Raw genomic sequence first — 24,481 nt, 5'->3', positions numbered from 1 at the left:
AAGAAATAAGACAGAATATTTTTATGATCACAAATCAAGGAGGCGAAAAGAGGCAGCTGCGATCTAACGAACTCGCGGCAGATCTTGCAATTATAGGCGGCGGGGTGTCAGGAACCTGTGCCGCAATTACGGCTGCGAGGCAAGGGTTAAAGGTTGTACTGGTGCAGGACAGACCTGTGCTTGGCGGAAATGCGAGCAGTGAGGTAAGGTTATGGATGCTGGGCGCTACATCACATATGGGAAATAATAACCGCTGGGCCAGGGAAGGTGGTGTTGTGGATGAGCTGATGGTTGAAAATATGTACAGGAACCCCGAAGGAAATCCGTTGATTTTTGATACAGTTTTGCTTGATAAAGTTATTTTAGAGCCAAATATTACCTTATTACTGAATACCGGGGTGTATGATGTAGAGAAATCAGCCTCAGATCAATTAAGCGCCGTAAAAGCCTTTTGCAGTCAGAATTCTACAGAATACATTATACACGCACCACTTTTTTGCGATGCATCAGGAGATGGTATTGTGGCCTTTCTGGCAGGTGCGTCATTTAGGATGGGGGCAGAGTCTAAAGATGAATTTGGAGAGCAATTTGCGCCTACAAAAGAATATGGGGAACTGCTTGGCCATAGCCTGTATTTCTACAGCAAGGATACTGGTAAACCCGTAAAGTTTGTAGCCCCTTCTTATGCACTGGATGATATTACAAAAATCCCCAGGTTTAAAAATTTTAACGCCAGGGAATACGGATGTAAACTTTGGTGGCTGGAGTATGGTGGGAGACTGGATACGGTGCACGATACAGAAAAAATAAAATGGGAACTCTGGAAAGTAGCCTACGGTGCATGGAACTATGTAAAAAACTCGGGCAATTTTCCCGAAGCCGAAAACCTTGCGCTAGAATGGGTAGGTACCATACCGGGCAAAAGAGAGAGCCGCCGTTTCGAAGGCGAATACATCATCAAGCAACAGGATATCGTTAATCAGCAACAGCATGATGACGCCGTCGCATTTGGTGGCTGGAGCATAGATCTGCATCCGGCTGATGGAGTGTTCAGCGAGAAACCCGGTTGCAATCAATGGCATAGCAAGGGCATTTATCAGATTCCCTACCGCGCTTTGTACAGCCGCAACATCAGAAATCTTTTTCTGGCTGGTAGGATTATCAGTGCAACACATGTTGCCTTTGGCTCTACTAGGGTTATGGCTACTGCTGCCCATGCGGCACAGGCAGTAGCCATGGCAGCGAAAATCTGTAAAGACAAAAATCTGTTGCCAGCGGATATCTATCATAAAGGATTTATACCCGAACTACAGACTGAGCTGCTGCGCAGTGGGCATCATATTCCGGATCTTGTACTCAACGATGCGCTCGATCTCGTGAGCAGTGCGCAGGTTACAGCATCCTCCGAGCTATTGCTAACAGGTCTTCCTGAAAGTGAGCTGTTTAAGCCACTTGAGTTTTCTGTTGCACAGATGATCCCCCTAAAAGCAGGTGCAATCGGGGCCTTTGTTGTACATGCGGAAGGAGATGTGGCAACGGAGCTGGAAGTGGAACTTAGGATCAGCAGTAAAAAGAGCAACCATACGCCAGATTTGACCATAGGTAAAGTTTCATTGCCAATAAATGTTGGGCGCAATTGCCTGCAGATCAGCTTTGATGCGGCAATGCCCGAAGAAACTTATGCATTTCTTACTTTTATGAAAAATCCTGCTGTTAAACTGCAGTTCTCAGCGAAGCGGGTTACAGGATTATTGTCTGTGTTCAACGCCATTAATAAGGAGGTCTCCAATTATGGAAAACAAAGCCCGCCAGAGGATATCGGAGTAGATGAGTTTGAATTCTGGTGCCCCAAGCGCAGGCCCGAAGGGCACAATATTGCATTTAACTACGCATCTGGCATTAATACTTTTGGTGCTGTAAATGTTACCAATGGCATAGATAGACCCGTTTCTGCGCCAAATGCATGGGTGGCTGATTGGGAAGATAAGAATCCGGCACTGACCATCAGCTGGAAAGAAATCAAGACCGTTAAACGGATCGAGTTATTATTTGATACCGATTTTGATCATCCGATGGAGTCTGTCCTGATGGGGCACCCCGAAAATGTGATGCCGTTTTGCGTAAGAAATTATGTAATTAAAGACGACAAAGAGAACGTTGTTTTTACTAAAACCGGTAATTATCAAACCAGGAACATCATTGAGCTAACTGAGCCTTTAAAGACCAGAAGCCTAACGATATATTTGGAACATCCTTCAGATGATGTGCCTGCGGCTTTGTTCTCCGTGCGTTGTTATCAATAATACTAAATAGCAGATAAATTAAATGGGAAAATTAGATTTTGTGGTAATGGCGGTTTTTGCCTTACTTATATTCGGTATCGGACTTACATTTACCCGTGTGGGAAGTAAAAGCGGGCAAGCCTTCTTCGAAGCCGGGGGAGAAACACCCTGGTGGATCAATGGCTTATCCTTGTTTATCAGCTATTTTTCGGCTGGAACCTTTGTGGTTTGGGGATCTATCGCTTATAAACATGGGCTGGTTGCCAATGCAATACAGTTAACAATGGCCGTTAGTGGCTTAATAGTAACCTTTTTTATTGCCGGAAGATGGAAAAAAACAGGTGTTGCAACCGCGGCTGAATACATTGGCAAACGGTTTGGCGCGGCCGAAAAACAGTTTTATACCTATATGACCTTATTGCTAAGCCTGTTCACCACTGCTGCAGTATTGTATCCGGTTGGTAAGATGGTGCATGTAGCTACCCCTTATTCACTGGAAACCTGCATTATTGTGATCGGGTTGATCATTGTGGTATACACCGCTGCTGGCGGATTATGGGCGGTTTTAGTGACTGACGTGGTTCAGTTTGTAATACTTACAGCAGCAGTACTGATTGTGATCCCTATCGCTTTTTCCCAGATCGGCGGACCTGCAAACCTTGTGGCAAAAGCGCCACCACATTTTTTTGAGCCTTTTAACCAGGACTACACCTTTGGCTTTATGCTTGCTTTTATTGTTTATCAGACCTTTTATATCGGCGGAAACTGGTCGTATGTGCAGCGTTATACCAGTGTATCTAACCAAAAAAACTCAAAAAAGGTAGCAGGTATATTTACCATATTGTATTTTGTAAGTCCTTTTATCTGGATGATCCCCCCGATGATCTACCGGGTGATCAATCCAAATCTTCAGGGACTGGAAAGTGAAGATGCATACATGATGTTGATCCAAAAAGTGATGCCGGCTGGTTTGATCGGGCTTGTGCTGGCCGGAATGGTTTCTGCCACATCCAGTAAAGCCAATACAACGATTAATATGGCCTCCACTGTCTTTGCACAGGATATTTATAAAAACCTGCTCAGGCCAAAAGCTTCAGAAAAAGAAGTGATCTGGATGGCCCGATTCTTTACCCTGGTTTTTGGCGTACTAACAATTGTTGTTGCCATTTGGATACCTAGCGCCGGCGGAATTGTTGAAGTGGTTTTAAGTACGGCCTCTATTGCTGGGGGAGCATTGTTTGCACCGATCATCTGGACACTTTTTTCTAAACGTCAAACCGGATTTTCAGTCGTTACCGCCACTGTAACATCATTGCTGATCAACCTGTTCTTTAAAGTGATTACGCCTGGTATATGGGGCTTGAAGTTCGACCGCACCATGGAAACCTGCATGGGGATGGGTATTCCAATAGCGGTTCTTTTGTTTTTTGAAATATATTATACTGCGAAAGGGCGTATTTCTATTAAGGTTGAAGAAATGGAGCAGGAAAAAAGAGTTACGGCTGTTCGGGTTGTGGATCCGGCCCTACATATTGAGGCTGCAAAACAAAATAAATTCGGGATAGGTGTTATTGCACTTTCAATGGGTATTGTAGGGATAGGTATCGGAATACTTGGATATATCGCCAAGGATTTTTCAATTACCGTAATGGCCGTTGGCGGCCTAATTCTGATATCGGCGGGGTTAATATGGCGGGTAGCCAGTAAAAAGTTGGTTGTTTAATGCAAACAGTACAAAAGTTTATGGAGTGGGTGCTTTTTTACGGTCAGGAGTAAAACCCTATAAATACATTAAAGCCTATCCAAAGGCGAGGTAAAAACAAAAATTTATAAATATGATACGATTCTTTTTAAAGTACAAAGGCAGCAGATTATTCATTTTTTTGCTTGTTTTTAGTCTGAATGCTTTCAGCCAAACCAATAACAATACATTACACTTATTTGTAATTGGAAATAGTTTTTCGCAAAATGCAACCACTTTTCTGCCTCAAATGGCCAAAGAAACGGGTAAAAATTTAATTATTGGCAGGGCAGAACTTGGCGGTCATTCTTTGGAGCAACATTGGGGTTATGTAGAAAAATTTGAAAAGGATTCAACCGATGTTAAAGGAAGGCCATACGGAGGCAAATCGTTGAAAATGTTATTGTCGCAGGGTACCTGGGATGTAGTGACCATTCAGCAATATTCATACCTTTCAAGCGATTCATCAAGCTACAATCCATACGCGAAAAAGCTTGTAGACTATATTAAAAAGCTTCAGCCAAATGCAGAAATCGTGATTCACCAAACCTGGGCTTACCGTGCTGATGCAAAGAAATTTGGGAAAGTTGGGCCAGCGCAATTGGCTAAAAGCCAGTTGGAAATGTGGCAAAAATCCCGCGAAGCATACCGCAAACTAGCAAAACAGTTTAATGCCAGGATTTTACCCGTTGGCGATGCGTTTGAAGAAGTGGCGACCAATAAAAAATATGGCTATAAAAAGGATACAACTTTCGATTTTGAACATCCTGTAGCACCCAATTTACCTGATCAAACTCATTCTATCAATGTGGGCTATTTTTGGAACAAACAAGAATTAGCCTTCGATCCAAACCATGCGAATGATGCGGGGAAATATTTAGGCGGTTTGATTTGGTACGGAATACTTTTTAAAGATTCTCCGAAAAAAATAGAATTTAAACCCGCATCTGTTTCAGATGATTTTAAAAGTTATCTGCTTGAGGTTGCGAATAAGGTTATAAAGGTTTCCAAAAACTGATTTTTGTGATATCAATCTCCTTCAATAATGTTATTAAACCGTAATTTCTTACCGCTTCTTATGGAATATCTTAACGTGATTTAATATATGAATGGGAATTTCCCTGACCATTTGGACAGGGAAACGCCATTTTAATAAGATACAAGTGTGGTAATGCTCGATGCTGAAAGGTTAATGCCAAAACTTCCGCCCGAAACCGTGAAGCTGTTTGAGCTAAGATTTGTCGTACTTGTTGTAAAATAGCGGTTGAATCCATTAACTGAAATCCCGGTATAGCTAAAGGGCTGATAAGTAACGGCCGTATTTTGGTTTATGATAACAAGTACTAATTTTGTTCCGCTTTTGTATGCGGTAACATAAACACCAGTGCTTGGATTTGAAGTACAACTAATTTTGGTATATCCCGGGCGGACATATCTGGCGTAATGTGCCATGATATAACCTAATTTTTGAATATTGCCGCTTTCGCTGATTGGTCCGTAACTTCTTCTAATGTACCACCAGACATATGCACTCCACCCTGCATTCATGCAATCATGGATCTCTTTGGCTGCTGTCATCGCATTTGGCCAATCTTCCCCGCTTATGCTGGAGTTGGTATAATGTTCTGTCATCCATACTGGTTTGCCAATATTCCCCAGGTTATAAGGCGTTTTACCATAGATGTGGCCGCATACAAAACTGGTGTTTGATTTTGCAGTTCCATTGCTGAGATAGGTATTGATATAAGTCTGGTTCATCTGAAATGGTTCAGGTGCCATAATCGGTGCACCGCAATTACTGCCCTGTGCAGCAACAAAGTCGGCTACTTCCGAAGCTGTAAGTTCCATAGATTCATAGTTGACCTGATAATCAGGCTCATTCGTAGGACTAATGGCGGCGAGGCCGCCCACTGCACTATTGAACGCACTTAAATGTGCAGCATAGGCAGAATAAGAAGCTGTTTTGATTTTGCCGCCTACTATACTTCCATTGGTCTTCATCGATGCGGGCGCTGACCATGCTGAAGCGATGGCTGAGCCTCCATATAACTTGCATGCATCGATAGTTGCTTTTTCAGCTGAAAACTCTGTGGATGAATTTGGGACACGTACGCGGACAATGCTTAAACCGATGCCATTTGTCGGTGAAAATGCCGTAGTTCTTTGAGTACTTGTTAAGTCCCCTGTCCATGCCACAATGTTGGCTCCACCGAACCCTTTTATAGACTGTTGTACAGTGGAGGCGTTAATTTCGGCGGTGCCCTGTACGGCGAGAGCTGCCAGGGTTCCCTTAACGGAGTCCGATCCGAGCGCTGTAACGGTTTTTTGCGGAATTAACGGTTCTGCTTTGTTGATCTCATTTTTTGAACAGCCAGCAAATAATAGTGCTGCAGTAAGCACACATAAAATTTTGTTTCTCATAAGTAGATTTGGTTAGTGATTTAATTAATCAATTTTAAATAAATCAAGTGCTAGAGGATACTTCATATGATTTTTTTTCTGACACATATGTTGAAGTACCGAGGTTTTGTTGCTCTCCACATCAGGCAAAGCAGACTTTTTAGATAACGGATTTCAGAAGATTTTGCAGGTAATTTATAAGAAATGGGAACAGCTATTAAAACAGGTTTCATGAACTATCAAAAAAGGGATGCTTTAACCACCACTTTTACAACAGCAAAAGATTTTATAACTGAAGTGTATTTGCCTCTTTATAATAGCAATAAAAATCAACATTTAGTTTCTTCCATGTACGATTTTGTATAAAAATTGCCTTAAAGGATTAATGTATTAAATTTAACGAAAAGCACAAGTCAGGCCTTTGCTTGTTCTGGGCGCTAAGACTTGCGCTAGATGGTGTTCTCTACGCTAACTGCTGCATCTCTTGTAACCAAGAAATTCGCACTACCCGATTTTTTTGTTTTGTCTTGATAAAAACAGGCTATTCATAGTCCTTACTTTTGGTCAGCTTTTTTAAAGTATCCAATTCATATATCGGTCGTTCCAAATTGTAAGGAATTTCCCGTTTGCTAAACTGCTGGAAATATAACAAACAGGCATCCTTCCAAACCTGTGCATCACCGCTTTGGATCTTGAGCTTGGACTGCACCGATTTGAACCGCTCATCATCAACCAAGCCATTGGTAGTGTCCCAAATGCGCTGGAAAGCACGAACACGTTGCAAACCAGAATCGTAACGATAACAAAGCGCTGTCCAAAGGTCGTTTCCATTTTTAAGTTTATAAGTCCATGGCACATGATGAAACCACAACAAGTATTCTTCCGGACAATTTTCCAGGCTGTTAAATGTAGATCGGAGTGGTTCATGGTACTGTTCAACAGCATTGCTGCCTGTGCTGCTTCTGTCAAAACCGATCCCTGAAAGGTCTGCATTGTGGTAGTATACCGAGGTCCAGTCGGCTCTGATGGCTTTATTCGAGAACCATGGTGCAGGCCCATAATGGTGCCCTTCAGCAAAAATGTGGTGCAATCCTAAAGGCATCATATAATCCACAGCCGCTTCTCTGCTCTGCATCATCATCTCTTTTATCGGCTTTACCAGGGTTCGCTCCATTTTCTTTTCCGTAGGATTTAAAAAGGTTTGCCTAATCCATTCATCCGCAATATCTTCACTCTTGAGTTTATTGTCCCAGGCAAGTCTGCCGAAAGCATACCAATTGGCCTGTGCAAAAATATGTCCGGTCCAATTTCTCTCCAGGCCAATATTGGATACCCCTGCAATGGCGGTGAGGGGCTGTTTATCCAATGTCCCGTCTGTACAGGCCGCTACAGTGCTTCCCTTACCGTTTCGGTAGGTATCGCTTTGTAAACATTCTTCCCAAAGGGTAGACAAAAAAACGAGGTGATTCGACCAGCCCAGATACTCCTGAGTAATCTGAAACTCTGGCATTACAGGGGTTTTGATCATAGCACCGAACAATGGACTGAATGGCTCCCGGGGTTGAAAATCAAGTGGCCCGTTTTTGATCTGGATAATTACATTTTTCCTGAATTTACCATCAAATTTTAAAAACTCATTATAGGCTTGTTTGGTACGGTCCTCATTACTTGGTTGATATACAAAGGCACGCCACATTACAATCCCTCCAAAAGGAGAGAGCGCATCAGCCATCATATTGGCGCCATCAACGTGTGTCCTTCCGAAATTTTGAGGGCCGGGTTGCCCTTCGCTATTGGCTTTTACAAGGAATCCTCCAAAATCAGGAATAAGTGAATAAATTTCTTTGGCCTTAGCTGCCCACCATTGTCTAACTGCGGGAACAAGCGGGTCGGCGGTTTTAAGCTTCCCAACAGTAACGGGTGAGGAAAAGTTGACCGATAAATAGACCTTTAAGCCATATGGACGTAATACTTTGGCGATAGACTGAACCTTTTGGAGATAGGCTGTGGTGAGGATTTTTGCAGAAGCATTTACGTTATTGAGCACTGTACCATTTATGCCTATGGAGGCATTGGCTCTTGCGTATTCCTTGTACAACGCGATATCGGCCTGACTAAGTTGAAGTGAAGAATCGCCCTGTCTCCAAAATATCGAACCACCAGCATACCCGCGTTCTACAGAACCATCCAGATTATCCCAGTGGTTAAGGATTCTTCTTGAATAGGAGGGATTGGAGGCATAATTTTGATCAGACTTTCCTAAATACTGCCTTCTAAGGAGCTCGTAGCTTCCGTAAAGCATACCCAGATCCGTTTTAGCGGCTATTTTATTGCCTTCCAAACGAAATCCATCATTGGTAATCGGGCCATCTTTAACAAAATCAAATTTTAGTTCTGCGCCATCTTTTCCCAGCCACCCGTTTTTAATTTCTTGTATAGCGATGGTTAATACGGGCGACTTTCTTGGTGATACCACCGTCACCCGCTTCACAGCGGTATTGCGGAGCCAAAGCTGGTGTCCATCTTCTGCCTTCAGAAAATGGGTAGTAGCTGTAATGATAATCAATAGCAGGGTAATCTTTTTCATCTAGTTGATTATTAGTTTTCTGGTAACAATATTACCGCTTGTTTTTAGCTTCTCATCTGGCTGGCTTCCACCGATCGATATTGTGATCTCGCCTTTTAGTGGTCTTTTTGTTCCTTTATCATCAATATAGGTAAGTTCATCAGGTGATAATTTAAAATGAACAAGTTTGCTTTCACCAGGCGCCAGGCTAACTCTTTGATATCCCTTAAGGGCTTTTTTAGCTGATTTTATTCTTAAATTGTTGTGCATCACATACAACTGGGCAACCTCGTCGCTCTGCATTTTCCCGGTATTGGTGATCCTTACAGACAAACTTGTTCCTTTGCCTGATTTAAGGTTTGAAGGTAAGATAAAGTTGTGATAATTGAATGTAGAATAGCTTAACCCATATCCAAATCCAAAAAGAGGTTTGCCTTTGAAATATCTATAGGTCCGATTTTCCATATTATAATCATTAAAATCTTTTAGATCCTCGTCACTCTTATAAAAGGTTACCGGAAGTCTTCCTGAAGGGCTGTAATCACCGAACAACAAATCAGCTACTGCAGTTCCTGCCGATTGGCCGCCGTACCAGGCATTAACAATAGCGGGTACGTTTTCGGCTTCCCATGGAATGGCGATGGCACTTCCTGTCATCATAATAAAAACAACTGGCTTGCCACTAGATTTTAAAGCTTTCATGAGTGAGGTTTGCGCCTGGGGAAGCATGATAGAAGTTCTGTCGCCGCCATTAAAACCAGGCACATTTACTTTCATTTCTTCGCCTTCAAGCTGCGGAGAAATGCCGCCCACGAATATAAATGCATCTGCATCGCGATGGCGCGCAACCAGCTCAGTAAAATCTGTGCGTTCAAAGGTACCTCCCGCAAAGCGGACCTTTGCGCCACCTTCACCTTGCCAGTACTCCATTTCAATTTTGTATGTAGAATCCTTCGAAACCGGAATTTTATACGTTTTAGCACCCCATCTGTTTTTAGACCAGGCATCTAAAACTTTTTGCCCGTTTACCTTTAAACGATAGCCATCATCACCATCTGCTTCAAAGGTGATTTCTTCTGACTTTAAAGCTTTAAACACTGTGCTAAATCTGGCAGAAAAATGGTTTGCCGTCAAACCTTCACCAATTTGCTCGCCCTCTTGCCAGTTGTGGTTTATTGATTTTTCGAACCGTGTTAAAATAGGTGCTCCCTGCAGTTCTATGCCTTTGTAATATTCTGCCTTGAAACCCTTGTGGCCATCTGCAGTTAATTGATCCTCTAAATTTAGATAATGTAGGATCGTATCGCTCGCAAACGAAATGGCCTGCTCAAATATCACCTCTGTTTGATTTCCCACTTTATCTTTTATACCCTGAAGAACCGTTGTAATGGTTGAGGGTGTACCATTGTAATTTCCCAGCACCGAAATGTCATTATTGGCATTGGGGCCAAGTACCACAAGTTTCTTTAGATTCTTTTTCAGGGGAAGTGTGTTGGATTCGTTTTTTAACAAAACCATTGATGCCCTTGCCATTTTAAGTGCATGTGCTTTGTGGGCACTGTTTTCTAAAACTGTTATCGGTGTATTGGCGTATTTCACCATCGAAGGCGGATCGAACATGCCAAGCCTGAACCGGATCATGAACAGCCTTTTTACCGATACGTCAATATCTTTTTCTGTAATTATACCGTTTTTAACCGCAGTAATTAAAGCTTTATAAGCATCAGTTCCACAGTCTAGATCGGTTCCGTGAAAAACGGCATCAGCCGATGCGCTTGCTGCGTCTTTGTGGGTTTTGTGATTTTTGAAAAAATCATCAATGGCCCAGCAATCTGAAGTAACATAGCCCTTAAATCCCCATTTCTTTCTTAAAATGTCGGTCATTAAAAGATCGCTGCCACAACATGGTTGCCCTTTAAATGCATTATAAGCACACATCACTCCGGCAACTTTCGATTTCGTAACCAATTTTTCAAAAGCAGGCAAATAAGTGTCCCAAAGATCGAAGGCACTAACATCTGCATTGAATACGTGGCGTAGCGGTTCCGGTCCGCTGTGTACAGCATAATGCTTCGCACAAGCTGCCGCTTTCAGGTACTTTGGGTCATCGCCCTGCAAACCCCTTACAAATGCATCTCCCAATGTAGCGGTTAAATATGGATCCTCACCATAGGTTTCCTGACCGCGTCCCCATCTTGGGTCTCTAAAGATATTGATATTGGGTGTCCAATAGGTTAGTCCTAGGTAGCGCTCGTTTGTACGGCCAAGCGCAACCGCCTTATTGTAAATTGCCCGCCCTTCCAAAGCAGAATAGTCTGCCATTTTACCCAGTGCAGAAGGATCGAACATGGCCGCCATTGCAATGGCCTGTGGATATACGGTAACCTTAAACGGCGTTCTGGCCACCCCGTGCAGTGTTTCGTTCCACCAATCGTAAGCCGGAATTTTTAATCTTGGAATTGCAGGTGCCGAATTAAGCATCTGAAAAACTTTTTCCTCAAGTGTTAATCTGGACACCAAATCATCAACCCTTTTATCAAAAGGTAATTTGTAATTTTCAAATGGATATTCCTGTGCCTGAATTGGACTGGTAAGGTGTAGAAGAGCTAACGTGGTAAATATTGTTAACAAGAATAATCGTCTCATATATTTGGTTTTCTTAACTTTTGCAAGTTCCAAATAGTTTGACTTCGGGAGGTGTACATTTGGATAAAAACCTATGACAAATGTTTCGAACTCGTTGTTTGGCTCCTTTAAATTTTATTTTACCCGATGAATTAGGATGAATATAAGGGAGTATTGAACATTTATTGCTATAATTTTCACAATTGACTTAACGCTCACCAGATAATCAGGTTATTTTAGCTGGAATTGAAAACCATGGGCGAAAACCAGGCGCACTGATGGAATAACCAGATATGTTCAGTTGTGGGTGCTACCTACCGAACCAATAGACAAATATATAATATGGGCCATAGCTTTACTTACAGGGGGACCAAAATTTCCCTGTTGTCATATCTTCACCCGGTTAAAATATTTTCCATACGCCGTAACGGATCAGCCAGCTTGGTTACCATATTTCTGTGCGTTGCGGTCTTACTTCTGATTTTCCCGGTCAAAGACTATGCTCAGCAGCAAAAAATAAATTTTACATCACTGCAGATAAAAGATGGCCTATCATCCAACACAGTCAATACGATAGTAAAAGACCACTTTGGCTTCATGTGGTTTGGTACAGAAGACGGACTGAATAAATACGACGGCAGCAACTTCACCGTTTATAAGTTTAATGAAGATGATCCGACAGGCCTGCAGTCCAATGATATCAGGGCTTTGCACGAGGACCGTTCGGGTAACCTATGGGTTGGGAGCTCTCTGGGTTCTTTGAGTTTATTTGACCGTAAAAACAATTCCTTCATAACCTATCCTGCCAATGTAAAGGGCGGTCTTAGCAGCGATCTCATTCATGCTGTGACTACAGACCATTTAGGCCATGTTTGGGTAGCAACTTATAATGGGCTTGATGAGCTGGATCCAAAAACAAATAAGATCACCAATCACATCAGGCAAACCCCATACAGGAAATCTTCAGCTCAACTATCTTTTAACTGTCTGTTAGCGGATAGTAAGAACAGATTGTGGATCGGATCAAATAATGGGGTATATCTTTATGACAGGAAAGAAAAGGCGTTCAAGATTTACCGCCACAGCCCTTCTGATGCCTCCAGTCCGATCAGTAACGAGATAAACACGATCTGTGAAGATAAATCGGGAAATATCTGGTTTGGAACAGCACGGGGAATATGCAGGAAATTACCCAACCAGCGTGGATTCAGCGCATTTGTGTACGGTGCCGGTGACCTCAGTGCACTTGCCAGTAGCAGGGTGATAAGTCTGGCAATAGATAAAAACAATCAATTATGGGCAGGTACTGATGATGGGCTGAAAATTATTGATCTCAATAGCGCCGCTATTACATCTTACAGGCCGAACTACAGAGATTTCTACTCGCTTACAGGCAAATCGATCAGCAGTATTTATATTGATGACGGGATCTATTGGCTGGGCCCATTTCATGGCGGGATAAGTAAATATGATTCCAATCTGAATCTTTTTAATCTAAAACAGAGCAATATTTTCGATCCCAATGGTTTGAGTGCATCTGTAATCACTTCTTTCGCGCAGTACAGGGATGAAATATTTGTGGGCACAGATGGTGGTGGGCTAAATCTCTTCAACCCGCATACCGAGCTGATAAAACGGTTCAATGCTAAACTGCCTGATGGAAGTGCACTGAACAACATCTCCATAATAGCCATGGCCATTACGAAAGAAAAAAAACTGCTCATGGGAACCTATTCAAACGGTTTGGTGTCTATGGATCTGTTAACTGATGAGCTGTTGCAGATCAAACGCTCCACCAAAGCCAATGGGCTGAATTCGAATGACGTTTTTTGTTTAAAAGAAGACAAGACAGGTAAAATCTGGGTAGGAACCAACGGAGGAGGAGTAAACCTGATGACCCCGGATGCTAAAGTGGTTTTGAAATATTGCAAGAACCCTCAGGCGCCCAATGAGGTGGATTTTCCGGGGAATAATTTCATCAGGTTCATCGAAGAAGATGATCAAAATAATATGTGGATCGGAACTTATGGGTCAGGGATATCTATACTTGATCAGTTTACCCATAAATTTTCGGCTCTGAACAAAAACAACAGCAACCTGCCCAGTGATCTCACATTGTCAATATTAAAGGACCGGTCAGGCAATTTATGGGTCGGAACTTTTAGTGGGGGACTAAGTCTCTATGATCGTAAAAAGAACAGGTTCATCAACTTCTCTGAAAAAAATGGATTGAATAACGCTACAGTGTATGCTATAGTAGAAGACTTAAGGGGACTGATCTGGGTAAGTACAAATAAAGGCATCAGCAGTTTTGATCCCAGTACAAAAGTATTTACAAACTACACGGTCTATAACGGTGTTCAGAACAACAATTTTATCCGTGGCGCGGGGATACGAACTGCCGGAGGGGAGATCTATTTTGGAGGGGCCGCTGGCTTCAATTATTTTAACCCAAGGTTCTTTAAAAAAAATAAAAGTGTTCCCTCGGTAATCTTTACGGATCTCAAGGTTTCAAACTCATCGGTGCTGCCCGGCAAGGCCAGCCCGATCCAGGAGCACATATCCATTGCCAAAAATATTCACCTGGATTATAAACAGAGTTTCACGCTCAGCTATGTCAGCATCAATTATACAGTCCCTGAGGATAATCAGTATTTCTATAAATTAGAGGGGTTTGACAAGGATTGGATAAAGGCAGGCTCAACAAAATCTGTGTCCTATACCAATCTTGATCCGGGGGAATATATTTTTCATGTTAAAGCAAGCAACGGTAACGGTATCTGGAATCCCTCAGCAACTTCCATTGTAATTGAGGTTAGCCCTCCGCTCTGGAAAACCATATATGCTTATATTTTTTATATCCTCACCATTGTCGGTGCGCTTTTCTATATACGGCATCTGGGTATCCAGAAACTCAAAAGAAAGTTTGCCCTTGTACAAGAAAAAATGAAAGCAGAGCAGCGCTTAGCGCAGCAACGGAGAGAAGCCGAACAGTTAAGGACCCTGGATAAACTCAAAATCAAGTTTCTGACAAATCTTAGCCATGAGTTCAGAACCCCGCTTTCACTTATCATGGGCCCTGTAGATAAGCTGATAGCCGAACAGCGTGATGAGCATGTTGCCAATCCCTTGTTGATGATCAAGCGCAATACAAGGCGGTTGTTAAACCTGGTTAACCAGATACTGGATTTCAGAAAAATCGAGGACCGGGAACTTACTTTAAATGCTGTTGAAACAGATATCGTTTCTTTCATCAAAGAGGTTCTTGAATCATTCAATGATCTGAGCGAACGCAAGCAGATACAGTTGGTGTTCAAAAGTCAATTAAGCTATTTTAATGCACCTTTTGATCATGATAAGATCGAAAGGGTGCTGTTTAATCTTTTGTCAAATGCATTCAAGTTTACCCCGGTTGGTGGAAGAATTTCGGTTGAGCTCGAAAAAGTTACACTGCCTGACGCGGAGAATGCAGCTACGCTGATCATTACGGTTGCCGATTCGGGCATAGGCATTTCAGAAACGGATCAGGAAAGAATCTTTCAACGCTTTTTCCAGGCAGACGGAATAGCGCCGATCTTGAATCAGGGAAGTGGCATAGGTCTTTCAATTGCACAGGAATTTGTGAAATTACATGGCGGGAAAATCGCTGTAAGGAGTAAAGCCGGTCTCGGAAGTGTTTTTACCATCGAACTCCCGTTCTCAAGTGTCCGGTCTGCAGCCGAATTGATGATCGATTTTCCGGCTTCTGCAGATAAGGGCAGACCAGAGTTGAACGGCACCACATCCGGACAGCATCGGGATGCAGATATCTCTTCTATTTTATTAGTGGAAGACAATGAGGATTTCCGTGCCTATCTTAAAGATGGACTGCAATCGTTCTACAGGATATACGAGGCCGGCAACGGACAGGAAGGGTGGCAAAAAACGCTGTCAAACCATCCGCAGATAATTGTAAGTGATATCAACATGCCTTATATGAACGGAATAGAACTATGTAAAAAAGTTAAATCAGATAAACGGACCAACCACGTTCCCATTATATTGTTAACCGCCTTAACAGGGGAAGAGGAACAGATAAAAGGTCTGGAAACCGGTGCAAACGATTATCTGACAAAGCCGTTCAACTTTGAGATCTTAAATGCAAAGATTAAAAATCTGCTTTCTCTCAACAAAAGGCTCAAAGATACTTATAGCAAGCAGATCAGGATGGAGGCAACAGCGGTAACAATCGAATCACATAGCGACCGTTTGCTAAAGAAAGTGGCGGTTTATATTGATGATAATTTAAACAACCATAAACTTTCGGTAGAAGACTTAAGCAAACATGTAGGTATGAGCAGAGGTTCACTGTATAATAAAATACTTGAATTAACAGGGCTTTCGCCAATTGAATATATCCGGTCGGTTAAACTCGATAAGGCAGCTGTTTTATTGGAAAAAAGTGATTTGAATATTTCACAAATTGCCTACATCGCTGGATTTACTACCCCTAATTACTTTGCCAAGTCGTTTAAAGCAAAATTTAATATGCAGCCTTCCGAGTACATTAGTATTAAAAGAAAATTGGAAGACCGTTTGGTAAAAGAAACTTGAACATGCATTTATCTTCAAAATAGGTGAAAAAATACAATCGATAAACATATTTTCCATAATAATAATCAAATCTTCCAGCAAAAAAACAACAGATAAGGTAGCTTCGCTAAACCAAATATTAACCTGACCTAAATGAAAGCATGATACTGCTAACGCTCAAAATGAATTATTCACACCAGTATATAAACAAGATAAATAGCTATCAAGGTGAAAATATCATCGTCAAACAAACTGATTACCGATCAAATAAAAATAATCATGAAATTTAAAGCCCTCTTCCTATTATTATCAACGCTGGTTTTTTCGGTGCATTTTAAATCGCAGGCGCAAAATCCAATTATCAAACACATGTTTACTGCTGATCCGGCACCATTAGTATATAAAAATAAAGTTTACCTGTATGTTGGTCATGATACCGCAACGGTGAAAGATACCAATTATAAAATGCCCGACTGGCACGTATTCTCGTCAAAAAATATGGTCGACTGGGAAGATCATGGCATGCAGCTTTCGCCGAAGGCCTTTTCATGGGCGGGGGGAGATGCATACGCCGCCCAGTGTGTTTACAGAGATGGAAAGTTTTATTGGTATGTATCAACAGGCCACCAAAAAAATAATGAGAGTAAAGGAGGGATGGCGATCGGCGTGGCAGTTTCTGATAGCCCTGTTGGGCCATTTAAAGATGCAATTGGCAAGGCTTTGGTGACCAATGAGATGACTACTGATAAAAAGCATGGCTGGGACGACATTGATCCTACTGTTTTTATCGATGATGATGGGCAGGCTTATCTGTTTTGGGGCAACGGAAGTTGTAAAAGTGTCAAGTTGAAAAAAAATATGATCGAAATGGATGGAGAAATCCTGGTACTGGACATAAAAAACTACATTGAAGGCCCCTGGGTTTATAAAAGAAAAGACAACTATTATCTGATCTATGCCGGTGCGGGAACCAAACCCGAAATGATCGAATACTGTATGGCAAAGGGGCCGCAGGGACCTTGGGTATACAAAGGTATTATTCAGGGAAATGTTCCCAACAGTTTTACTACTCACCCTGGTGTTATCGATTTTAAGGGCAGATCTTATTTTTTTTACCACAATGGCTCTTTGCCCACAGGTGGTAGTTATAGAAGGTCTGTCTGTGTAGATGAGATGCACTATAATGAGGATGGCACCATACAGAAAATTGTAGAAACCACTACTGGTGTTAGCCCGGTAAAAGGCAGATAAACAGCTAATAACATACCCTTAATCTAACCAGATATGAAAAAAACGAATAAATCCCTCTTTGTTAAAATAACAGTGCTTTTTGTCAGCTTAAGTGCTTATGCCTTTAATAGTTTTACTCAGCAGATCGTGTCCAGTGCCCCAGAAGGCTTTGACGTCATTCAGCCTGCAATTCCGCACGGAAAAATCGATACATTGGTTTACTTGTCAAAAACTGTCGGTAATAACCGTAAAACATTGGTATACACTCCACCGGGTTACGCTAAACAATTAAAATATCCGGTTTTATACCTTTTGCATGGTATCGGAGGTGATGAAAAAGAATGGCTTAATGGAGGTAATCCCCAGGTGATCCTGGATAATCTTTATGCCACCGGTAAGTTAGCACCTATGGTGGTAATTATGCCGAACGGTAGAGCCATGAAAGATGACCGCGCCATCGGGAACATTATGGACAGGGATAAAGTGCAGGCCTTTGCTACCTTTGAAAAGGATCTGATTAATGATCTTATCCCCTTTGTAGAACGGAAGTTCAGCGTATATAAAGACCGCGAACACCGGGCCATTGCAGGCTTATCAATGGGGGGAGGACAGGCTTTGAATTTCGGATTGGGAAATCTGAATAAATTTGCCTGGATAGCTGGTTTTTCTTCAGCACCGAATACCAAAATGCCAGAAGTGCTTGTGCCTGATCCAAAAAAGGCCGCAACCATGCTCAAATTGTTATTTATCTCCTGTGGTGCTAGCGATAACCTCATTATCAATAGTAAGCGCACGCACGATTATCTGACTAAAAATAAGGTGCCACACATCTACTTTATCGAGCCTGGTTTTCACGATTTTAAAGTTTGGAAGAATGGATTGTACATGTTTTCGCAAATGCTTTTTAAACCGGTTGATACCGCTGCTTTTTCAAAATATCCGGTAGCAGGTGTGCCGGCTTCAACCAATATTGGCGCTGGCGCCTATCCACAGATTACCGATGACCATAAAGTTGTTTTCAATCTTGCAGCGCCCAATGCTCAAAGTGTCCAGGTAGACCTGGGCCGAAAGTACGATATGGTCAAAAATGACAATGGCAGATGGACCGTTACAACCGATTCTTTGGGTGAAGGATTTCATTATTATTCGCTCATCATAGATGGCGTTCCTGTCGCAGATCCGGCCAGTAAGTCTTATTTTGGCATGGGGCGCATGGCCAGTGGAATTGAAATTCCTTTTTCAAAAGGCGACTATTATGCGTTGAAGGATGTTCCGCATGGCGAACTCCGGATCAAAAAATATTACTCAAAAGTAACCAGGTCATGGAGGCAGCTATATGTTTACACACCGCCTTTTTATGATGCACAGCTAAACGAAAAATACCCGGTACTTTATATCCTCCATGGAGGGGGAGAAGATGAAACTGGCTGGGCCAACCAGGGTAAAACAGATCTTATTCTCGACAATCTTATTGCTGCTCAAAAAGCCAAACCGATGATTATTGTAATGCCCAGTGCAAATGTAGGTGGAGCTGCCTTTGGCGAGGCCGGATTAAAGACCTTCGAATCAGAATTGAAAGAAGTGATTATTCCCTTGGTTGAAAATACTTACCGCACCAAAACCGATGCACAAAACAGGGCATTGGCCGGTTTATCGATGGGCGGGATGCACACGCTTTATACCGGGATTAACAATACCGATAAATTCGCGTACCTTGGTGTATTTAGTTCAGGATGGGTTGTGCCACGTCAAAACACAATAGCCGAGCTTCAGTATGCAGGAATGAAAAACAACCATGAAAAAATCAACGCCAACCTGAAGCAATTGTGGATTGCCATGGGTGGGAAGGAGGATATTGCCTATAATAACTGCCAGATAATGATGGATAAATTTAAAGCGCTGAATATCAATTTTAGTTACCACGAATATCCGGGAGGCCACACCTGGCCTGTTTGGCGAAATAACCTTTATCAGTTCTCCTCTACCTTGTTTAAATAAACCTTTTTGAAGTAAAATTACATGTTGACATTACCAAAATACGATCTTTTGCAAAAGCTTTTCCTTTGCCTATGTGTTTCTGTGCTATTCAATATTGGCTTGTGCGGAAATGTTAGGGCACAAGAAGGATTTTATGCCAATTCATTTCCTTTAAAACAGGTAAAACTGCTTAATGGGCCATTCAATCACGCCAGAGACCTTAACATAAAGACACTATTGGCTTATGATGTGGACCGCTTGCTTTATCCTTACCTCAAGCAGGCGGAGCTTCCTACAGATAAAAAAGGCTATGATAACTGGGAGGGGCTGGACGGGCATATTGCCGGACATTACCTGAGTGCACTTGCACTTAACTATGCCTCAACGGGTAATCCAGAATGCAAAAGCAGGATGGAAAAAATCGTAGCAACATTGAAAGCCTGTCAGAACAAAAATACGGCTTCACATCCAGAATGGGGAATAGGATATGCAGGAGGCGTTCCCAATAGTAAGGAGATCTGGATGAAACTTAAAGAAGGAAATTTCAAAGCCTATCAATCTGCGTGGGTACCCTGGTATAATGTTCACAAAACTTTTGCAGGTTTGCGCGATGCCTGGATTTATGGGGAAAGTAAAGATGCGAAGGAGGTATTTTTAAAATTCTGTGATTGGGCGATAGCCATTACCTCGAAGCTTAATGAGCAACAGATGCAACAAATGTTAGATACAGAACAAGGTGGAATGAATGAAGTATTGGCTGATGCCTATCAGATCACCAGTAATGAAAAATACCTGAATGCAGCGATGCGGTTTTCTCATCAACAATTGCTTACGCCTATGGCCAACGGGCAAGACAACCTTGATAATAAACATGCCAATACCCAGGTTCCCAAAGCGGTTGGTTTCCAGCGGATCGGGGAGTTGAGCCATCAACGGAATTATGATCAGGCCGGTCAGTTTTTTTGGGAAACAGTAACAGGCAATAGGTCTTTGGCATTTGGCGGAAACAGTCGCAGGGAATTTTTTCCAAGTGCTGCCGCCAGTGCTGATTTTGTAGATGATGTGGAAGGGCCAGAAACCTGCAACACCTACAATATGCTAAAACTGACCGAAGGACTTTTCAGGGAAAAACCCGATGCCAAATACGTAGACTTTTACGAAAAAGCCCTGTATAACCATATTCTTTCGTCCCAGCATCCCGAACATGGTGGCTATGTTTATTTTACGCCTGCCCGGCCAAGGCACTACCGCGTATATTCGGCACCGAATGAAGGTATGTGGTGTTGTGTGGGCAGTGGTATGGAGAACCACAGCAAGTACAACGAATTTATTTACACCCATCAAAAAGATACTTTATATCTTAACCTGTTTATTGCCTCTGAACTCAACTGGAAAGAAAAAAACATTACAATAAGGCAGGAAACTACTTTTCCTGATGAGGAAAAAACCAGGCTGGTTGTTACAGAAGGAAATGCCAGGTTAATGTTGATGATCAGAAAACCATCATGGATCGACAAGGAAATGATGGAAGTGAAAATCAATGGCAAAAAAGCCGATTATAAATTGCTTCCGAATGCTTATCTGGGAATTGGCCGTAACTGGAAAAAAGGAGATGTGGTAGAGCTGAGCCTGCCCATGAAAACTACCGTTGAGCGGATGCCTAATTTGCCTGAATATGTGGCAATTATGCACGGACCTATATTATTGGGTGCTAAAACAGAAACGGAGGTACTTAAAGGACTGGTAGCAGACAACAGCCGTTGGGGGCATATCGCCAGTGGCAAAAAACTGCCCATTAGTAAGGCACCTATTCTCATTGATGAGCACATTGACAATATCGGCAAGAAAATCGAGCCGGTAAAAGGTCAGTCGATGAAGTTCTCTTTTGTGAATGAGCGGATAGAAAACCCCGAAAAAATTACCCTGGAGCCTTTTTACCGCATTCACGATTCACGTTACATGATGTACTGGATGGCGCTCACACCTGGCCAATATGCCGCTTACCTCGATTCTGCTACCCGGGTAGAAAATGAAAAACTTGTACTGGAAAGCCGTACTGTAGATTTTGTTGCACCAGGAGAACAGCAGCCAGAGGTAGATCACCAGATGAAAAACAACAATTCCCACACCGGATCCTTTCTTGATCAATTTTGGCGCAGTGCAACGGGAAATGGTTTCTTTAGCTATCAAATGAATACCGAGGGCTCAGATCAGCTGGCGCTAAATGTTCGTTACCATACAAGTGGTGGCCGTGATAAATTTGATATTTATCTTGATGATCAAAAACTGGTTGGCGTAGATGCAGCCCAAGGGCCACAAAAACCAGGCTTCTATAACCAGGAATACCCAATCCCGGCAGAAATGCTAAAAGGCAAAAACCGGATTTCGGTTAAATTTTCCCCTTCAGATGGAAAATCGACGGCAAGGGTGTTTTATGTGAGGTTGGTAAAGAAATAACCGACGGATGAAAACTATAGCTCTGAACGCAGAATGGCTCGATGGGTTAAGAAAAATCCCTGCAGATGAGCGGATATCAAGCATGGTAATGCTGGCAGTTTCGAAATAACAATTTAGAAATTTAACAATTAGATCCCTTTGTAAATGAATATCCATAGTCTGATACTAAGATTCAGTAAGGTAATTTTATTCTTTTTTACAAGCACCTTGGTATTTGCACAAGCGCCTGTAAAGTCAAAATTAAAGCTTTGGTACGAACAGCCTGCAGGTGCTGTTTGGGAAAATGCACTTCCTGTTGGTAATGGCTTTTTAGGCGCAATGATTTACGGTAACGTGGCAAAAGAAGTGATAAAACTCAATGAACATAGCCTTTGGAGTGGTAGTCCCTATCAAAATGATGTTCCGGAAACTTTGGGCCATTTACCTGAAATCCGCGCACTCATTTTTCAAGGCAAGCATAAGGAAGCTGAAAATCTGGCCAATAAAATCATGTTTGGAAAAAAATCGTCCGGGCAAATCTTTCAGCCAGCCGGCAATCTTCAACTCGCTTTTCCCGGTCATGAAAAGTACCGAAACTACTACAGAGAACTCGATATCGAAAACGCTGTAAGTAAAACAAACTATAGCATTGGCGATGTAACTTATACCCGAACAGCTTTTGCTGCACACGGTAATCGCGTAGTGGTAATAAAACTTACCGCCACTAAAGCCGCCAGCATTTCTTTTACCGCAAATTACACCACACCCCATAAAAAGGTTTCAATCAGTACCTCAGCTGTTAAAGATCTGGTAATGGAAGGATTGACCAGCGATCATGAAGGTGTCAAGGGGCTTGTAAAATACAACGTAATCAGTAGATTCAGTAATGAAGGTGGTACATTAAAAGCTACCGATTCGAGCATTGTTGTTGAACATGCCAATGCAGTAACCATTTTCGTCTCCATTGCTACCAATTTTAACAGTTATAACGACATCAGTGGCAATGCTTATAAACGGGCATTGGATTACCTGAATCAGGCTTCAGCGAAATCTTATGATAAAATCCTGGCTACCCATCTCGCCAACTACCACAAATACTTCAACCGTGTTCAGCTTGATTTAGGGGAGAGCGATGGTACGGACTTACCAACAGACAAAAGGCTCATGAATTTCAGGAACACAACGGATCTTCAGTTTGTTAATCTATATTACCAGTTTGGCCGCTATCTGTTAATCAGTTCTTCCCAACCTGGAGGTCAGCCTGCCAATTTACAAGGTATCTGGAATGATAAGCTTTATCCGCCCTGGGACAGTAAATATACCATTAATATTAACGCTCAAATGAATTACTGGCCAGCAGAGCCGACCAATTTGCCCGAACTGCACCAGCCTTTTCTTAAAATGGTAAGTGAAATGGCTGAAACGGGCAGGGCCACGGCTAAAAACATGTACGGTGCAAGGGGCTGGATGGCGCACCACAACAGCGATATCTGGAGAAGCACCGGGCCAGTAGATGGTGCGTTCTGGGGAATCTGGAACGCTGGAGGTGGCTGGGCCAGTCAGCATCTTTGGGAACATTACCTCTATGGAGGAGATCGCCAATACCTTAAAAGCATTTATCCTGTTTTAAAAGATGCAGCAACTTTTTACAAAGATTTTCTGGTGGTGCACCCAACACTGAAGTATTTGGTGGTTAATCCGGGTACTTCTCCCGAAAATGCACCTGAGGCACATGGTGGCTCCTCTATTGATGCGGGTACCACCATGGATAACCAAATTGTTTTCGATGTGTTTTCCACTGCTATCCGTGCTGCCAAAATACTGGGAATTGATGGTGTTTTTGCCGATAGTTTATTGCAGATGCGCAATAAGTTATCGCCTATGCACATTGGCAAACATGGCCAATTACAGGAATGGCTGGACGATATAGACAGTCCGAACGATAAACACCGCCATATTTCTCACCTTTATGGTTTATTCCCCTCTAACCAGATTTCTGCCTACCGTACGCCCTTACTTTATGCCGCTGCAAAAAATACCTTGCTTCAAAGAGGTGATGTATCTACTGGATGGAGTATGGGCTGGAAAATAAATTGGTGGGCAAGGATGCAGGATGGAAATCATGCTTACCAACTGATTCAAAACCAACTCACACCGCTAGGCGTTAATCCGGGCGGCGGTGGCACCTACAATAATCTCTTTGATGCCCATCCACCGTTTCAGATAGATGGTAATTTTGGTTGTACCTCTGGCATTACCGAAATGCTGATGCAAAGTGCCGATCAGGCTTTGCATTTATTGCCTGCTTTGCCGGATGTATGGAAGGAAAAGGGTTCCATTAAGGGTTTAAGGGCCAGGGGAGGCTTTGAGGTACTCAACCTCGAATGGTCTAATGGGCAGGTAATCAAGGTCGTAATTAAATCAACGCTTGGCGGAAATTTTCGGTTAAGGGTTCCAAATGAAATGAAAAGCGACCTTGTTGAGTTGAAAAATGCAGTTGGTACTAATCCGAATATGTTCTATTCTATTGCCGAAACCCAGGAACCTATTGTATCCCCAGAAGCCCGCTTAACCGATAATCCATTGAAAAAGACTTTTGTTTACGACATATCAACCAAACCAGGCAGGTTATATACGCTGCTGCTCAAATAA

General features: G+C 42.4%; 12 protein-coding genes. 9 read left to right on the top strand and 3 right to left on the bottom strand.

Features of this window, described 5'->3' with window-relative positions; genetic code table 11:
- The first annotated feature begins 23 nt into the window (after window positions 1-23).
- The 3 genes from ACN9MR_RS14155 to ACN9MR_RS14145 all read left to right on the top strand — a co-directional run bounded on the left by ACN9MR_RS14155 (window position 24) and on the right by ACN9MR_RS14145 (window position 5,041).
- Window positions 24-2,303 (top strand): FAD-dependent oxidoreductase, encoded by a 2,280-nt coding sequence (locus tag ACN9MR_RS14155; RefSeq protein ID WP_426324532.1) that lies wholly within the window; start codon window positions 24-26, stop codon window positions 2,301-2,303.
- A 22-nt stretch (window positions 2,304-2,325) separates the two neighbouring features.
- Entirely contained in the window at window positions 2,326-4,005 is a 1,680-nt protein-coding gene (locus ACN9MR_RS14150; RefSeq protein WP_426324530.1) for a sodium:solute symporter family protein, read from the top strand.
- Window positions 4,006-4,117: 112 nt separating this feature from the next.
- The gene (locus tag ACN9MR_RS14145) at window positions 4,118-5,041 is read left to right on the top strand and encodes a DUF4886 domain-containing protein (RefSeq protein ID WP_426324528.1); all 924 of its coding nucleotides are present in this window, start codon (window positions 4,118-4,120) and stop codon (window positions 5,039-5,041) included.
- Window positions 5,042-5,172: 131 nt separating this feature from the next.
- Here ACN9MR_RS14145 and ACN9MR_RS14140 read toward each other — a convergent pair whose 3' ends face one another.
- On the bottom strand, window positions 5,173-6,444 hold the full coding sequence (locus ACN9MR_RS14140) for a hypothetical protein (protein WP_426324526.1): 1,272 nt from the start codon (window positions 6,442-6,444) through the stop codon (window positions 5,173-5,175).
- A gap of 183 nt (window positions 6,445-6,627) precedes the next feature.
- On the opposite strand from ACN9MR_RS14140, the gene ACN9MR_RS14135 reads away from it, so the two are divergent.
- Entirely contained in the window at window positions 6,628-6,789 is a 162-nt protein-coding gene (locus ACN9MR_RS14135) for a hypothetical protein (protein ID WP_426324524.1), read from the top strand.
- A 175-nt stretch (window positions 6,790-6,964) separates the two neighbouring features.
- On the opposite strand, the gene ACN9MR_RS14130 is transcribed toward ACN9MR_RS14135, so the two are convergent.
- Window positions 6,965-9,010, bottom strand: coding sequence for an alpha-glucuronidase (locus ACN9MR_RS14130; protein ID WP_426324522.1), 2,046 nt, complete (start codon window positions 9,008-9,010; stop codon window positions 6,965-6,967).
- Window positions 9,011-11,635 (bottom strand): glycoside hydrolase family 3 C-terminal domain-containing protein, encoded by a 2,625-nt coding sequence (locus ACN9MR_RS14125; RefSeq protein WP_426324520.1) that lies wholly within the window; start codon window positions 11,633-11,635, stop codon window positions 9,011-9,013.
- Between the two features lie 321 nt (window positions 11,636-11,956).
- On the opposite strand from ACN9MR_RS14125, the gene ACN9MR_RS14120 reads away from it, so the two are divergent.
- The 5 genes from ACN9MR_RS14120 to ACN9MR_RS14100 all read left to right on the top strand — a co-directional run bounded on the left by ACN9MR_RS14120 (window position 11,957) and on the right by ACN9MR_RS14100 (window position 24,481).
- Window positions 11,957-16,207 (top strand): hybrid sensor histidine kinase/response regulator transcription factor, encoded by a 4,251-nt coding sequence (locus tag ACN9MR_RS14120; RefSeq protein WP_426324518.1) that lies wholly within the window; start codon window positions 11,957-11,959, stop codon window positions 16,205-16,207.
- Window positions 16,208-16,465: 258 nt separating this feature from the next.
- Window positions 16,466-17,437, top strand: coding sequence for a glycoside hydrolase family 43 protein (locus ACN9MR_RS14115; RefSeq protein ID WP_426324516.1), 972 nt, complete (start codon window positions 16,466-16,468; stop codon window positions 17,435-17,437).
- 33 nt (window positions 17,438-17,470) lie between these two features.
- A complete protein-coding gene (locus ACN9MR_RS14110) occupies window positions 17,471-19,414 on the top strand; it encodes an alpha/beta hydrolase-fold protein (RefSeq protein WP_426324514.1) in 1,944 nt (647 codons plus the stop codon).
- 21 nt (window positions 19,415-19,435) lie between these two features.
- Window positions 19,436-21,850, top strand: a complete 2,415-nt coding sequence (locus ACN9MR_RS14105; protein ID WP_426324512.1) for a beta-L-arabinofuranosidase domain-containing protein — start codon at window positions 19,436-19,438, stop codon at window positions 21,848-21,850.
- 144 nt (window positions 21,851-21,994) lie between these two features.
- The gene (locus tag ACN9MR_RS14100) at window positions 21,995-24,481 is read left to right on the top strand and encodes a glycoside hydrolase family 95 protein (RefSeq protein ID WP_426324510.1); all 2,487 of its coding nucleotides are present in this window, start codon (window positions 21,995-21,997) and stop codon (window positions 24,479-24,481) included.

The sequence above is a fragment of the Pedobacter sp. R-06 genome, assembly GCF_049913135.1.
GTDB lineage: Bacteria > Bacteroidota > Bacteroidia > Sphingobacteriales > Sphingobacteriaceae > Pedobacter.
This window is presented reverse-complemented; position numbering and strand designations above follow the sequence as displayed.